Source organism: Solitalea longa, assembly GCF_002920915.1.
Classification (GTDB): Bacteria; Bacteroidota; Bacteroidia; order Sphingobacteriales; family Sphingobacteriaceae; genus Solitalea; species Solitalea longa.
In genome coordinates this window covers 24330-40547 of sequence record NZ_PQVF01000019.1, presented here as the reverse complement: position 1 = coordinate 40547, position 16218 = coordinate 24330, and the positions used below count along the sequence as shown (strand labels likewise).

The following is a 16218-nucleotide window of genomic DNA, read 5'->3' as shown; positions in this document are numbered from 1 at the left end:
AAAAAAAAACTGATTAAAGTCATGTTTTTTTATTGGTTTTATTATATCGGCTGACAAAATTTCATCTTTTTTTTACTGGTATATTCCTTGTTGTTAGGGGTTGTACATTTTTCGTAATTATAAAACAACTCATTATATGGCACAAAAGGGTTCCATCTCGGTTAATACCGAAAACATCTTTCCAATTATTAAAAAATTTCTTTATTCTGATCACGATATCTTTTTGCGTGAGTTGGTTGCCAACGCTACTGACGCTACTCAAAAGCTCCAAAAACTTGCAGGGATTGGTGATTTTAAAGGCGAACTGGGCGATTTAGCTATCCGCATAAGTATTGATAAAGAAAATAAAACCCTTACCATCTCCGACAAGGGTTTAGGTATGTCGGAAGAAGAAGTAATGAAATACATCAACCAAGTGGCTTTTTCAGGAGCAACCGAGTTTGTTGAGAAATTTAAAGACATCGATACTACTTCTATCATAGGGAAATTTGGTTTGGGCTTTTACTCGGCATTTATGGTGGCCGAGAAAGTTGAACTGATCACTAAATCTTATAAAGATGTACCGGCTGTAAAATGGACTTGCGATGGCTCAACAGAGTTCAGTACCGAGGAAGTGGAGAAGGCTGAGCGCGGAACTGATGTTATTCTTTATCTGAATAGTGAATCGGAAGAATTTTTAGAAGATCATCGCATTAACGAGATTTTAAATCGTTACTGTCGCTTTATGCCAATCTCAATTTTGTTTGGTAAAGACACGGAGAAGGTTAAGGAAGGAGAGGAAGAAACAACAGTTGAAAAAGATCATGTTGTAAATGCAGTTCAACCCTTATATACTCGCGATCCGCAATCATTAAAGGATGAGGATTACCTGAACTTTTACCGAGAATTGTATCCAATGGCCGAGGATCCATTGTTTTGGATCCATCTTAATGTAGACTATCCGTTTAATCTTACCGGTATTTTATACTTCCCTAAGGTTAAAAATGACATTACCCTGCATAAAGATAAAATTCAGCTTTACTCTCGTCAGGTGTTTATTACCGATAATGTTGAGAATATTGTTCCGGAGTTTTTACGCTTAATGCATGGAGTTATTGATTCTCCTGATATTCCGCTTAACGTATCTCGTTCGTATTTGCAGTCGGATGCTAATGTGAAAAAGATCAGCAATTACATCACCCGTAAAGTGGCTGACCGTTTAGAAGAATTGTTTAAAACCGACCGTGTTTTATTTGAGCAGAAATGGGAAAGCATTGGTTTGTTTGTTAAATACGGAATGGTTACCGATGAGAAGTTCTTTGAAAAGGCGCAAAAGTTCTGTTTGTATGAAAGCCTTGATGGTAAACTTTCAACTTTGGAAGAATACAAAGAAAGAATCAAGGATAATCAAATTGATAAAAACGGAAATTATACATTGATCTACACGTCAAATCCGGCACAACAAGACATCTTTATCCGCGCAGCTAGAAACCGTGGTTTTGATGTATTGAAGATGGATGCTTTGATTGATAATCACTTTATCAGCAATGTGGAATATAAACTTGAAAAGGTTAGAATGAAACGTGTTGATGCTGATACAGTAGATAAACTGGTTGAAACAGATACTCAGTTGGATGTGGCTTTAACCGAAGATCAGAAAAAACAGGTTGCAGAGATATTTAAAAAAGCTACCGGAAATGATAAGTTGGATCTGGAAGTTGCTGCAATGAGTGGAGATGAAATGCCGGTTACCATTGTTCGTCCTGAGTTTATGCGCCGTATGATGGAAATGCAGGAAATGTCGGGTGGAAATGGCGGAATGTTTGGCTTTAACGGTTTTGGAACCGAAAAAGTAATGGTAAACGGAAATCATGCTTTGGTTCAAAAACTATTGGCGGCTGATGAAGAAAAACAATCTCAACTAGCTCGTCAGGCTTATGATTTAGCCCTATTAGCACAAGGAATGTTGAAAGGCGAAGCCTTAACCGGCTTTATTCAGCGTTCAATTGAATTGGTTGATTAACAACTAAGTTTATAACGATACATCCAAAGGCAGCTATTTATTAGTTGCCTTTGTTTTTTTTAAAAAGTTTAGGAGTAATGTCAACAGTTATGCCAACTGTATTGAAAAAAGGCAGGTAATTTAAATAAGAACTGCCAAATTTATGTGAATATCCAACCTGGTAATGAAATTTAATGGGTTCAAAACCAGCACGAATGGTAAATGAAGGTTCGTAGAAAAAGTATGTTCGAGTATCCAGGTTTTCAAGCTCGTCGGTATCGATCATCTCCGTATTGAAATTGGTAGAGCTTTTTCCAAAGTTAAGTGCCGTTAGTCGCATGCTAAAGGCTATTTCTACATGTTTTCTTTTTATTCCGAAGCTCGGGTTAACAAAGAATTTAGATGTAGGTATTTTGTATTCATAATTAACAGGGTCATTATTGTATTCTGATTCAATGTTGAATCGGCCTAATCCAAAACCGCCATATATTTCAAAAAGAAAATTGGGCTCCAATTTTTTAAAATACCCCACACCTGCTTCAAATACCAAATGATTCCCGGTTTTTTTGTATTCATCTAAAGTGCCTTTCAGAGATGATGATGATTCTTGAATCTCATTGTAAAAGCTAACGCTGGTAAAAATACCGATGTTTTGGCCTGGAGCATAAGCAACAGAAATATCTCCGGGAACTGATGCAGTTATTTTTAATTCATTCTTTTCTGATAATAATGGTGTTTGTACAGGCGTTGGAAAGTATTTTGTCATAGAGCAAGAGGAGCAAATAGTACACAAGGCTATCACGAAAGGTAGTTGAAGTGATTTCATATGGCAGCTGAATTGATGTGGGCGTAAATATATTATTCTGAATTGGATCATTAAATAAAACAGCAACTAAATAATAAGGTAGGGTAAGATGGTTGAATAAGAATTCTAACGACAGGATAATCGTTAATGAATGGTAGAATGGCTTTGGCGGGAGGCGTCTTATTGCACTATTTTATTAGCACAGTTACTGCTGGCAAAAGCTTCTGGTTTAGCTTTAAAAACAAAGCCCATGCTTAAAATATATCCCATGGCCTCATGTAATGCTATATTCGATTTAAAATGAGGATTGGTGTTAATATCAGCATGTACTTCCATATCAACTTCGTAAAGATCAAGTAATGGACAAAGGGCATAGGCAATATCAATTGATTTTTGAACTTCGGATAACATGCGTTCCCGGATTCCCATTTTCTTGGTAGATTTTTCCTGGTGGATGTACATAAAACCACCGTGGTGCTCTCTTAAAAACACGATCACTGTAGCAAAGTCAGTAGCTTCGGCTTTTACCTGCGAATCAGTTCCTACGCAAACCTTTAATTTATAGCCCAGCGCTGATTCGCGCTCAATGGCTTTTTCTACTTCTTCTAAAATTGGGAAATGGATGATTTCTCCGTTAAATTTTCTCCAAGCCATAACTTTTTTGTTTTAAGTACTGACCTGTGATGCCTGAGTGGCTAGAGGTCTTATAAAGATATATCAATTTATCTATTATAAACCAATAAGTTATGTTAAAGTTTTATTAACACATGTTAGCAAGGGATTATTGATTTGTGTGTTAATTGGTGCTTTAAAGGGATCAAGCTACCTTATGCTTATAACTACAATTTGACCATTGTAAATATTTAAGTATAAAATTAAAGCATGTTTAATAATTAATATTTTTTAATGTTCTTTGTTCAAACTAAATAAGTTGAAACTTATTTATTGGATACTGTTCATGTAGTTAATTTTTCTATCTATTTAATAAACCATTGAACGATGGCGTAAGTCAGTTCATTCATGTTTAGGATATGATTATAAATATTTATGCTTTTGTTTTATGTCTTTTCAGCTTAGCAACTGTATTTCTTTCAGTTAAGATATTTAACAGAAGTGGTCAAATTGCCCAATGTTTTGGTACGCTCATGTTTTTTGTGGGTGTTTGGGCTGTGGGTTATAGTTTTGAACTTTCGAGTCAAACGCTGGAGCAAATGCTTTTTTGGCTTAAGATCGAATATATTGGTATTTCGGTTTTACCAGGATTTTGGATCACTTTTATCATATTATTTACCGGGCGCGATAATTGGTTAACGCCACTCAACTTGTGCCTGATCTTTACTATTCCGGTTCTAACCTTTCTCTTAGTTTTAACTAATGAATATCATCACCTTCATTATACTGCCGTAACTTTAGATAGTAAAAGTGGGCCATTCCCATTATTGGCACTAAGTAAGGGTATATGGTATAAAATATTTATGGCTTATTTCTACTTTGGTCTTGCCTGGGGTGAAGTATTACTCTTGTACAAGTATCAAAAGTCGAATTCAATTTATAAAAAACAATACAGGAGCTTACTTATTGGCTCATTAATTCCCTGGTTCATTAATGGTTTTTATATGGCGGGTATTCGTCCATATAATCATCTTGATTTAACTCCCTATGCATTTATTATTACGGTTATTGTAATCGGATTGAGCCTGGTGCAGTTCAGGTTATTCGATATAATTCCTATTGCACGTGAGAAAGTGCTCGACGCGATGGGCGAAGGTGTATTGGTTCTTGATTCGCAAAAGCGTATAGTGGATGTAAATCGAAAAATGGTTGAAAACCTTAATCAGGATTATCATACCGTTATCGGTTCAAATTTAAATGATTGGTATCCACAGATTCGGTTAAAAGAATACCCTGTTGCAGCCATCGATAATGTAAACAATACTGAGGAGTTAACTTCAAATTTTCGTGGAGAGCAGCAGGTGTTTTCGGTTGATATAGCCCCACTGTTCGATCAGAATAAAAATTATACTGGAGAGGTTTTATTATTTAAAGATATCACCTCGCAAAAAAGTGATGCATTAAAACTGCAGCGACAATCAGATGAGTTAATGGAACTTAATCAATTGAAAAATCAATTGTTTTCAATTATTTCACATGATTTAAGAAGTCCATTGGTAAGCTTAGTAGATGTTTTAAATTTAGCGGAAGAGGATTTACTAACCGATGCAGAGTTCAGGCAGATGCTTCCACAACTCTCTAAAAATATTGCCTATACATTTAATTTGTTAGAGAACCTGTTGTATTGGTCGCGTAACCAACTCGAAGGGGCTATAATTGCTCCTAAAGCATTTCAGTTAAAAAGCCTCGTACATACCGAATTGAATTATTTTCAGCTTGTTGCCCGTGAAAAGGGGGTAAGTTTAAAGGAGGAGATCAATGATGCAGTCTATGCATTTGCCGACCTTCAGATGATTCGTCTTGTTATCCGGAATCTATTAAGTAATGCCATTAAATTTTGTGGTAAGGGAAATAATGTTTTAGTATATACTGAGCTACTTAACAGTAAAATGATTCGGATTTGTGTTTTAGATACCGGCATAGGTATGAAACTTGATGAACTACAAAAGCTGCGCAATGAAGAAACATTTACCACAAGGGGCACACAAGATGAAAAGGGATCGGGTTTGGGCTTACTTCTGTGCCGTGAATTTGTACGCAAAAATGGCGGTGAGCTGAATATTGAAAGCAAGTCTCTTGAAGGAAGTGTATTTAGTTTTACACTGCCAATTAACAGGGAGATGCATTGACGATTTTTATGATTATAAATAAAAAGATAAGAGCCTCCCAGTTTTGGAAGGCTCTTATCTTTTTATGCTAAGTTCTTATACTTAATGCGATGTGGAGTATCATTGCCTAAGCGTTTTTTACGATTTTCTTCGTACTCGCTATAGTTGCCTTCGAAGTAATAAACCTGCGAATTTCCTTCAAAAGCTAAAATATGGGTACAAATACGGTCAAGGAACCAACGGTCGTGGGAGATGATCACTGCACAGCCTCCAAAGTTTTCTAAAGCTTCCTCTAACGAACGTAAAGTGTTCACGTCAATATCATTGGTTGGCTCATCGAGCAACAGCACATTGGCGCCTTCTTTTAGCGTGATGGCAAGGTGAGCTCTGTTTCTTTCTCCCCCCGAAAGTACACCAACTTTCTTCTGTTGGTCTGCACCATTAAAGTTGAATTTAGAAACATAGGCTCGGCCATTCATCGACTTATTGCCCAACATGATGTTTTCAGTTCCTCCGGTAATGTTTTCAAATACCGTTTTTTCCGGGTCCAAATCATTATGGGATTGGTCAACGTAACCTAGTTTTACCGTTTCACCAACTTTAAATGTTCCAGCATCCGCCTTTACTTGTTCGGTAATTAATCTGAATAAAGTGGTTTTACCGGCCCCATTTGGCCCGATGATTCCTACAATTCCTGCAGGGGGCAGGCTAAAATTCAGATTTTCAAAAAGAATCCTATCGCCATAGGCTTTAGTAACATTTTGCGCCTCTATTACGACATTGCCTAATCTTGGTCCAGGTGGAATAAACAGCTCAAGTTTTGCTTCACGTTCGCCTGTTTCTTCACTGGCTAACTTATCATAAGCAGACAGACGAGCTTTTGATTTGGCATGGCGTGCTTTTGGGGCCATCCGTACCCATTCCAGCTCACGCTCTAATGTTTTTTGGCGTTTTGTTTCAGTTTTCTCTTCCTGTGCTAAACGTTTTGCTTTCTGATCTAACCATGATGAATAGTTTCCTTTCCATGGAATTCCTTCTCCTCTATCTAATTCTAATATCCAACCGGCAACATTATCAAGGAAATAACGGTCGTGGGTTACGGCAATTACAGTTCCTTTATATTGTTGTAAGTGTACTTCTAGCCAATCAATTGACTCTGCATCTAAGTGGTTGGTAGGCTCATCTAATAGTAATACATCCGGTTCCTGGATCAATAAACGACATAATGCTACCCTACGGCGTTCACCACCTGACAAAACGGCAATTTTTGTATCCGGCTCCGGACAACGAAGTGCGTCCATGGCTCGCTCCAGTTTATTGTCGAGTTCCCATGCACCCACTGCATCGATCTTATCCTGAAGTTCTCCCTGACGGTTCATTAGTTTATCCATCTCATCCGGGTTTTCATAAACCTCAGGCAAACCAAAGCGTTCATTGATTTCTTCGTACTCTTTCAAGATATCAATGATATGCTGGGCTCCTTCCTGAACAACCTCTTTTACCGTTTTTTCAGGATCTAATTGAGGTTCCTGGGCCAAATAGCCAACCGTATATCCGGGAGAAAACACTACTTCGCCTTGATATGATTTGTCTAATCCGGCGATGATTTTTAATAAAGATGATTTTCCGGAACCATTTAAACCGATGACACCAATTTTAGCTCCGTAAAAAAAGGAGAGATAAATGTTTTTTAAAACTTGTTTTTGTGGCGGGTAAATCTTGTTTACCCCTGCCATTGAAAATATTATTTTTTCGTCTGACATTATTGCTTGTGAATTAGGCTGGCAAATATCGTTATTAGCCTTGTGCCCTCAAAAAAATAATAGCTGAAGCAATCTTATTCTATGTTTTATCGTATTTAATGCATAGTTTGGCATTTGGCGTAATTGTTGATAACTTAATAAAAAATAGCTTCGATTTATTCAGATAGTTCATACATTGTTCAAAGGTTGAATTAGACCACTCGTCCATCCACAACTGCAATTTAAATTAGCCCTTGACATATATAAACATTTTAATACATTTAAGCGTTTTAAGTAATAAATAACTATATTCCTTACTATATGGAAGCAAAATTTTCACCGAGAGTTAAAGACGTCATATCGTATAGCCGAGAGGAAGCTTTACGATTAGGGCACGACTATATAGGGACAGAACATTTGCTTTTGGGACTGATCCGTGAGGGAGATGGAATTGCCATCAAGTTGCTGAAAGGAATGGGGATTGACACCTATAAGTTGCGTAAAACCATTGAAGACGCAGTAAAAGGTACTTCGGGTACAACTGTTAATCTTGGAAATATTCCATTGACCAAACAGGCCGAAAAGGTACTTAAGATTACTTATCTGGAAGCAAAAATTTTTAAGAGTGAAGTAATAGGAACGGAGCATCTGCTTTTATCATTATTACGAGACGAAGATAATATTGCATCGCAGGTATTAAATCAGTTTAATGTTAATTACGAAGTGTTTAAGGCCGAACTTGAAGCTAATGTTAGCGGCATCAGAAGTGAGGCTCCTCAAAGCTCCTCTGACGAAGAAAATTATAGAGAGGAAGAAAGCTTTGGTAACACTAAGAAAACCAGTGATTCAAAATCGAAAACTCCTGTATTAGATAACTTCGGACGTGATTTAACTAAAGCTGCCGAAGAAGGTAAACTAGACCCCATTGTGGGACGTGAAAAAGAAATTGAACGTGTTTCTCAGATTCTTTCACGTCGTAAGAAAAATAATCCAATCTTAATTGGAGAGCCTGGTGTTGGTAAATCTGCCATTGCCGAAGGTTTGGCGTTAAGAATTGTTCAACGTAAAGTTTCTCGCGTATTGTTCAACAAACGTGTGGTGACGCTGGATCTGGCTTCATTAGTTGCCGGAACCAAATATCGTGGACAGTTTGAAGAACGTATGAAAGCAGTAATGAACGAATTGGAAAAATCACCAGATGTGATTTTGTTCATTGATGAGATTCATACCATTGTGGGAGCAGGTGGTGCATCTGGTTCACTGGATGCTTCTAACATGTTTAAGCCTGCTTTGGCACGTGGAGAAATTCAATGTATTGGTGCTACAACTTTAGATGAATACCGTCAGTATATTGAAAAAGATGGTGCTTTGGATCGTCGTTTCCAAAAGGTAATGGTTGAGCCGGCTACTGTTGATGAAACCATCGAGATATTAAATCGCATTAAAGAGAAATATGAAGAGCACCATGGTGTGAATTATACTCCTGAAGCAATTAATGCTTGTGTTAATTTAACTAACCGCTACATTACCGATCGTTTCTTACCTGATAAAGCTATCGATGCTTTAGATGAAGCGGGTTCTCGTGTTCACCTTACCAATATCCATGTTCCTCAAAACATAATTGAGGTCGAACAACGTATTGAGGATATTAAGGTAGAGAAAAACAGGGTTGTTCGCAGTCAGAAATATGAGGAAGCTGCAAAATTGCGCGATACCGAAAAACATTTGTTAGAAGAACTGGAACGTGCAAAAGCGGAGTGGGAAGCTGAAACTAAAACTAAACGTTATATAGTTTCGGAAGATAATGTTGCTGAAGTTGTGGCAATGATGACCGGAATTCCTGTTCAACGTGTTGGTCAGGCTGATAGTCAGAAATTGCTGAACATGAGCGGTGAGCTAAAAGGCAAAGTAATTGGGCAGGATGAAGCAATTAAAAAGCTTACTAAAGCCATTCAGCGTACTCGCGCAGGATTAAAAGATCCAAAGAAACCAATTGGTTCATTTATATTCCTGGGTCCTACAGGGGTTGGTAAAACAGAATTGGCTAAAGCATTAGCTCGCTTCATGTTTGATACCGATGATTCATTGATCCAAATTGATATGAGCGAATACATGGAAAAATTTGCTGTATCACGTTTGGTGGGTGCTCCTCCGGGATATGTTGGTTATGAAGAAGGTGGACAATTAACCGAAAAAGTTCGTCGTAAACCTTATTCAGTAGTATTGCTGGATGAAATTGAAAAGGCGCATCCTGATGTATTTAACATCTTGTTGCAAGTTTTAGATGAAGGCGTTCTTACTGATAGCTTGGGTCGCAAGGTTGATTTCCGTAACACAGTAATCATCATGACCTCAAATATTGGAGCTCGTCAGTTGAAAGATTTTGGACAAGGCGTTGGATTTACAACTTCAACAAAAATTGCAAATGCTGATACGCATTCAAGAGGTGTGATTGAAACAGCATTGAAACGTGCTTTTGCTCCTGAATTTTTAAATCGTGTTGACGATGTGATCGTATTCAATTCATTAACTAAAGAAGATATCTTCCAAATTATTGATATTGAACTTAAATCACTTTTGGATCGTATTTTAAGTTTGGGCTACAGCGTTCAGTTAACAAACGAAGCGAAAGAATTCATTGCGGAACGTGGCTTTGATCCTAATTTCGGGGCTCGTCCATTAAACAGGGCCATCCAAAAATACCTTGAAGATCCAATTGCTGAGGAAATTCTAAAGGGAGAAATTCAGGACGGCGATATAATGGAAGTTGGTGTAAATAAGGAAACCAACGAAATTAATGTCAACATCTTAAAAGAAGCGCGTAAGCGTAAAAAGAAAGAAGAAGATAATTTAAGTTAAATAAAAACGCCCCGCTTAGGGGCGTTTCTTTTTGATATCCTTTTTATTGCTCCTGATTGTGAAATGTCGATGTTTTTGTTGCAAAACTTGAGGCAACCAGTTCGGTATCCATGGCATCTTCTAATAAAAGAGCATGCATAAATCTTTATTAGGCTCTCCATTTTAATCTTATTATATATGAAAAGAATTACCCTTATTATTTGTTCACTTTTAGTGATTTTAGGAGCAACTACCTCATGCCAGGAACATGTTACCGAAGTAACCGAAGTTTATACAACGCCAGCCCGTACCATTATCTTTGACCTTAACAGCAGCAAATGGACTCCTTATGATAATAGTACCGCGTTTTACACTGCGTTGAATGTCCCTGAGTTAACCTCTTCTTTTAATGATATAGGTGGAGTATTGGTTTACATTTCAAGAGCAGTTGGCGTTTATGAAGCATTGCCAATGACTTACGATAATTTTGCCTACAGTTTTTCAACAACTCCCGGAGCTATAAGAATTGATGTGCAAACCATACCGGTAAAAACAATGAGCCGTCCTGAGTTTATGCAAGTGAAGGTGGTGTTGATCGATGCCGAAGACATATCTATGTTGAAAGAAAAAGGAATCGATCTTAAAGATATTAAGGCGGTTCAAAAAGCGTTGGGAACAACTGAAAAATATGTTCCTGTAAACTAACGGAACGTCTTAAAGTAAATATTTAACATTCAGTTAATAATTGGAATGTTACTTTGCCTCATAACTTTATATATTATGAGGCAATTTCTTTTATTGATATCTTTCATTTGCTTATATACTAATGTTTTGGCACAAAATAGATTAAAGTTGGATATACAAGGACATAGGGGTTGCAGAGGCTTGATGCCGGAAAATACCATCCCTGCAATGATCAAAGCGATTGATCTAGGCGTGAAAACGCTGGAAATGGATTGTGTGATCTCTAAAGATAAAATGGTTGTTGTTTCTCATGATAATTATATGTCGCATGAGTTCGTATTGCAGCCTGATGGAAAACCTATTGAAGAGAAAGAGGAACAATCTTTCAATATTTATCAACTGGATTATGATAGCATCAAGCAATACGATGCCGGCAGTAAAGTTCATCCTCGATTTTCAGATCAACAAAAGTTTAAAGTTGAAAAACCCTTGCTTTCCGCTCTAATTGATAGTGTAGAAAATCATGTTAAGAAAAATAAGCTTAAGCCTGTTTTTTATAATATCGAAACAAAGCTAACTCCTGAAGGCGACAATATATTCCATCCTGAGCCGGAAGAGTTTGTGGAATTATTGATCAGTGTAATTAAATCAAAAGGGATTGAAAAGCGGGTGATTATTCAGTCATTTGATGTGCGAACCCTGCAGTTAGTCCATCAAAAATATCCAGAGATTAAAACAGCGTTATTAGTTGAAAATAAACTCAGCTTTGAAGATAATTTGAAAATTCTTGGTTTTATACCAAGCATTTACAGCCCTGATTTTGAATTAGTGGACAAGATCCTGGTAAAAGAAGTGCATGAGAAAAAGATGGAGCTCATACCATGGACCGTAAATGAAGAAAAGGAATTAAAACGAATGGTTGAATTAGGAGTTGATGGAATCATCTCTGATTACCCTGATAGAGCGATTCAGTTGTTTGGGAATTACCAAAAGCATTAAAAAGGAAAGGCGCCAATCCTAGACCAGCGCCTTTGTTGTCGATACTTAAAATTTATGAACCTAACGAGAGTTAGTTTCCTGTTGCACTGCAAATGTAGTGTGCCAAATGGCCTTACAATATGATATTTATCAGGTTTCTAAAAAAATTTTAATAAAGATGTTTGTCTGGTTTTTCTTCCCAACATTTAAACGCTTTTAGCGCCTGTTCGCGGCCTAAAGGAAACATGGGGATTTGGCGTTCTGTTAAATTCAAGGGTATTTGGCGATAAATGAAATCATCATCAAAACCTATACTGGCGGCATCTTCACGCGTATTCGCATAATACACTATGTCGGGCCGGGCCCAATAAATTGCTCCAAGGCACATCGGACATGGTTCACATGTAGTATAGACTTCGCACCCGTCTAACTGAAACGTTCCAAGATTTTTACAAGCATCTCTTATCGCTACCACTTCTGCATGTGCTGTTGGGTCATTGCTTAGTAAAACCTGGTTGTTTCCCCTGCCAACAATTTTGCCATCTTTTACAATAACACAGCCAAAAGGGCCACCTTCTCCTTTTAACGGGCCATCCATGGAAAGACGGATAGCTTCTGTCATAAATTCATTTCGCAAATCACTCATAAGGTAATATAACAAAAAACTTCCTTAGGGTTACTAAGGAAGTTTTTAAGGTTATCGTTAAACTTAAAGAAGACTATTCCTCGCTATCTTCCTGGGTAACTTTCATTTTAAGCTGGCCAACTTTTAAAGGGTTTTCAAGCAACTCGGCAGTTTCCCTACGTTTGCGAACCACATCAATGGCCGTATAAATTGCTTTGCGGAAAGAGGTTTCATTTGCCTGATTTTTTCCGGCAATATCGTAACCTGTGCCGTGATCCGGAGACGTGCGAACAAATGGCAATCCGGCGGTAAAGTTCACTCCAGTTCCAAATGAAAGGGCTTTAAATGCCACCAAACCTTGGTCGTGATACATGGCTAAAACAGCATCAAATTGGTTATGCAGGCCTTTGCCGAAGAAACCATCGGCAGGATATGGGCCTAAAGCTAAAATCTTTTCTTTTCGTGCTTCTTCAATGGCCGGAATAATGGTGTTAATTTCTTCATCACCAATTAATCCGTCATCACCGGCATGAGGATTCAATCCTAAAACAGCGATTTTCGGTTTCTCGATCCAAAAGTCTTTTCTTAAGCTTTTATCCATTAAGCGAAGCTTAGCCAAAATCTTTTCAACCGTAATGGCACCGGCTACATCTTTAACCGGAATATGGCCGGTAACTACTCCCACACGAAGGTCGTCACTCACTAAAAACATCAACGATTCATCATTGCCAGCTTTTTGTTGCAGGTATTCGGTATGCCCTGGGAAATCGAAGCCCTCTTGCTGGATATTGTGCTTGTTAATAGGTGCCGTAACAAGTGCATCTAATTTGCCTTCTAACAAATCGTTTGTGGCCGCTTCTAATGATCTAAACGCATATTTTCCACCATTTTCAGTTTGCTGGCCAATATCAATTTTAACTTCTTCATCCCAACAGTTAATCAGATTAGCACGTTTAGGGTTGGCCTGATCTGTACTTTGGATGATATTAAAACTGAAGTCTTGAATATTTAGAGCCTTACGGTGGAAAGAAGTAATTTTCACCGAACCGTACACAATAGGAATACAATGTTCTAAAATGCGATTATCTAGTAGGGATTTCAGAATCACTTCGATGCCAATTCCATTGATGTCACCGATAGAGATGCCGACTTTTATTTTTTTCTGCGGTACGTTCGACATTTATTACGATTTTTGAATTTTAATAAACTACAAAGTTATAAGATAAAAGGAATCTGTTATTAGTATTAAGTTCTGAATTTAGCTTAGCTACATATTATAACCAGAAAAATAACAACTATTATCAGTAACTGCCTAATTTACCATTATATATGTCATTAGTAAGAGCTAAAAAACATCTCGGTCAGCATTTTTTAACTGATAAAAATATAGCACAAAAAATTGTGGAGGGTTTACGACCATCGCTTGGCTATACTGATGTTTTAGAAGTTGGTCCGGGGATGGGCGTTTTAACGGATTTTCTGGTAAAGAAAGAAGCCTATAAAACTCATTTAATTGATATAGATGGTGAATCGATAGAATATCTTCATAAAAAATACCCTGAGCTTAAAGATAGAATTGTTCATGGTGATTTTTTGGCGATGGATTTTTCTTCTGTATTTAAAGAACAGTTCGCCATTATTGGCAACTTCCCCTACAATATCTCTTCCCAGATAATTTTTAAGATCATTGAAAACCGAGCTATGGTTCCGGAAATGGTTGGAATGTTTCAAAAAGAGGTGGGTGAGCGAGTTGCAGCCAAACCTGGAGGAAAAGAATATGGCATTTTGAGTGTGCTTACTCAAGCCTATTATAAAATTGAATATTTATTTACTGTAAAACCGGGTGTTTTTAATCCTCCTCCGAAGGTAAATTCAGGAGTTATCCGCTTAACCAGGAAGGAGTCTACGAGCTTAAACTGTAATGAAAAACTGTTTTTTCAAGTAGTTAAAGCAGCCTTTAATCAACGGAGAAAACAATTAAGGAACGCCTTGAGCCAGTTTCAGCCTAAAGGGAAAATAGATGATGTTACTTTAGAGCTTCGTGCTGAAAAACTTTCGGTTGAGGATTTTATTAAAATTACGCAATTGCTGGAGCAGTAGGCTTCTTGTTTTAATTCAAGTATTCATCATTATTCTATTTCTAACACATATCTTTTTAGATGCAAGTTCTTATCGTTGATGAAACTCATCCAATATTAATGGAGCGTTTAACTGAAAAAGGCTTCGTTTGCGATTACCAACCTCAAATTACTTACCAACAGGTTCTGGATTGTATTCATAGGTACGAAGGAATGGTTGTTCGAACCAAATTCAGAGTAGAAAAAGAATTATTCGATAAAGCCATTGGATTAAAGTTTATTGCCCGTGCCGGTGCCGGAATGGACAATATTGATGTGGAGTATGCCGTGATTAAAAACGTTGAGTTGTTTAATGCACCTGAAGGAAACGCTAATGCGGTTGGCGAGCATACTTTGGGAATGCTGCTGTCCGTAATGAATAAGTTTCCCAAAGGCAACAAGGAAGTTCGGGAGGGCATTTGGGATAGAGAAGGGAACCGTGGATGGGAACTGGATGGACTTACTGTCGGTATTATAGGGTATGGCTACATGGGCCCTGCTTTTGCTAAAAAGCTGAAAGGTTTTGATGTGCAGGTACTAGCTTATGATAAATATAAAACCGGATTTGGTGATGATTGGGTTAATGAAAGCTCTTTGGAAGATTTATTTGAACAGGCTGATGTTTTAAGTTTGCACATCCCCTTAACTGAAGAAACAAGGTTTATGGTAGATGAGTCGTTTTTTAATCGGTTTAGGAAGAATATATGGTTGGTAAATACGGCTAGAGGTGAAATTGTCAAAATTCCTGGTTTGTTGAAAGCGTTGGATACAGGTAAAGTAATAGGTGCCGGCTTGGATGTTTTACAAACGGAAAAATTCCCGCTAAGGGATAATGATAAGATTTGGTTTGATGACCTGAGAAGGAGGGAAAATGTATTGTTGAGTCCGCATGTTGGAGGATGGAGTGTTGAATCATACCAAAAGATTTCGGAAGTACTTGCGGAAAAAATAGCACATCATTTTAAAGTCATTTATTAGGCCATTTTACTTAAAAAGCTATTATAAATTACATAGAACAAATACTGCTTATCATTGTTAATCAAGTGTTTATAAATAGTTAATAGAAAATTCGGAAAATAAGTTTTAATTTTGTAGCATTGTATAACAAGACTATGCGTCGTAAGCGGCGAGTAGTCTTGTTTCTTTTTTATATATCAGTTAATAAAAATAATTGTTGCGTTATGGCAGAGATAACATACTTAACTCCGGAGGGATTAGAGAAACTTAAGCAAGAGTTAACCTATCTTAAAACTCAAGGCAGAGCAGAGATCTCAAGGCAAATTGCGGAAGCTCGTGATAAAGGAGACCTTTCTGAAAATGCTGAATATGACGCTGCTAAAGAGGCCCAAGGCTTGCATGAGCTGAAGATTGCCAAACTGGAAGAGGTTTTGTCGAATTCACGTATAATCGATGAATCAAAATTGGATACATCGAAAGTGTTAGTGCTTTCGAAAGTGAAGATCAAAAATATGAAGAATGGCACGGTAATGAACTATCAATTGGTTGCTGAAAAAGAAGCGGACTTGAAAACCGGTAAAATCTCAGTTCAATCGCCAATTGCAAAGGGATTACTGGGTAAATCGGTAGGTGAAATTGCTGATGTAACCGTTCCTAACGGCACTATGCAGTTTGAAATTCTTGAAATTAGTAGATAATCTTTAAATTATA

Annotated in this window: 13 protein-coding genes; 8 read left to right on the top strand and 5 right to left on the bottom strand. The window is 37.4% G+C overall.

What is annotated here, in order from left to right; all coding sequences use genetic code 11:
• Positions 1-136: 136 nt before the first annotated feature.
• Complete coding sequence (gene htpG / locus C3K47_RS18690; protein ID WP_103790689.1) at positions 137-2002, top strand: molecular chaperone HtpG; 1866 nt, start codon at positions 137-139, stop codon at positions 2000-2002.
• 40 nt (positions 2003-2042) lie between these two features.
• On the opposite strand, the gene C3K47_RS18685 is transcribed toward htpG, so the two are convergent.
• Positions 2043-2747 (bottom strand): hypothetical protein, encoded by a 705-nt coding sequence (locus C3K47_RS18685; protein WP_103790688.1) that lies wholly within the window; start codon positions 2745-2747, stop codon positions 2043-2045.
• A gap of 219 nt (positions 2748-2966) precedes the next feature.
• On the bottom strand, positions 2967-3440 hold the full coding sequence (locus C3K47_RS18680; RefSeq protein WP_103790687.1) for a ribonuclease H-like YkuK family protein: 474 nt from the start codon (positions 3438-3440) through the stop codon (positions 2967-2969).
• Positions 3441-3817: 377 nt separating this feature from the next.
• On the opposite strand from C3K47_RS18680, the gene C3K47_RS18675 reads away from it, so the two are divergent.
• Positions 3818-5587: a sensor histidine kinase gene (locus tag C3K47_RS18675; protein ID WP_103790686.1), complete on the top strand. Its 1770-nt coding sequence runs from the start codon at positions 3818-3820 to the stop codon at positions 5585-5587.
• A gap of 62 nt (positions 5588-5649) precedes the next feature.
• On the opposite strand, the gene ettA is transcribed toward C3K47_RS18675, so the two are convergent.
• Positions 5650-7329: an energy-dependent translational throttle protein EttA gene (gene ettA, locus C3K47_RS18670; protein WP_103790685.1), complete on the bottom strand. Its 1680-nt coding sequence runs from the start codon at positions 7327-7329 to the stop codon at positions 5650-5652.
• Positions 7330-7629: 300 nt separating this feature from the next.
• On the opposite strand from ettA, the gene C3K47_RS18665 reads away from it, so the two are divergent.
• The 3 genes from C3K47_RS18665 to C3K47_RS18655 all read left to right on the top strand — a co-directional run bounded on the left by C3K47_RS18665 (position 7630) and on the right by C3K47_RS18655 (position 11829).
• A complete protein-coding gene (locus C3K47_RS18665) occupies positions 7630-10167 on the top strand; it encodes an ATP-dependent Clp protease ATP-binding subunit (RefSeq protein ID WP_103790684.1) in 2538 nt (845 codons plus the stop codon).
• A gap of 177 nt (positions 10168-10344) precedes the next feature.
• A complete protein-coding gene (locus tag C3K47_RS18660; protein ID WP_103790683.1) occupies positions 10345-10851 on the top strand; it encodes a hypothetical protein in 507 nt (168 codons plus the stop codon).
• Between the two features lie 147 nt (positions 10852-10998).
• Positions 10999-11829, top strand: a complete 831-nt coding sequence (locus tag C3K47_RS18655) for a glycerophosphodiester phosphodiesterase (RefSeq protein ID WP_243392581.1) — start codon at positions 10999-11001, stop codon at positions 11827-11829.
• A gap of 148 nt (positions 11830-11977) precedes the next feature.
• On the opposite strand, the gene C3K47_RS18650 is transcribed toward C3K47_RS18655, so the two are convergent.
• Entirely contained in the window at positions 11978-12454 is a 477-nt protein-coding gene (locus C3K47_RS18650) for a nucleoside deaminase (protein WP_103790681.1), read from the bottom strand.
• 73 nt (positions 12455-12527) lie between these two features.
• Complete coding sequence (gene pdxA / locus C3K47_RS18645) at positions 12528-13613, bottom strand: 4-hydroxythreonine-4-phosphate dehydrogenase PdxA (RefSeq protein ID WP_103790680.1); 1086 nt, start codon at positions 13611-13613, stop codon at positions 12528-12530.
• Between the two features lie 149 nt (positions 13614-13762).
• On the opposite strand from pdxA, the gene rsmA reads away from it, so the two are divergent.
• From rsmA to greA, 3 genes are all read left to right on the top strand, one after another.
• The gene (gene rsmA / locus C3K47_RS18640; protein WP_103790679.1) at positions 13763-14533 is read left to right on the top strand and encodes a 16S rRNA (adenine(1518)-N(6)/adenine(1519)-N(6))-dimethyltransferase RsmA; all 771 of its coding nucleotides are present in this window, start codon (positions 13763-13765) and stop codon (positions 14531-14533) included.
• Positions 14534-14592: 59 nt separating this feature from the next.
• Positions 14593-15528: an NAD(P)-dependent oxidoreductase gene (locus C3K47_RS18635; protein ID WP_103790678.1), complete on the top strand. Its 936-nt coding sequence runs from the start codon at positions 14593-14595 to the stop codon at positions 15526-15528.
• A 203-nt stretch (positions 15529-15731) separates the two neighbouring features.
• Positions 15732-16205, top strand: coding sequence for a transcription elongation factor GreA (gene greA / locus C3K47_RS18630; protein ID WP_103790677.1), 474 nt, complete (start codon positions 15732-15734; stop codon positions 16203-16205).
• The last annotated feature ends 13 nt before the right edge of the window (positions 16206-16218 follow it).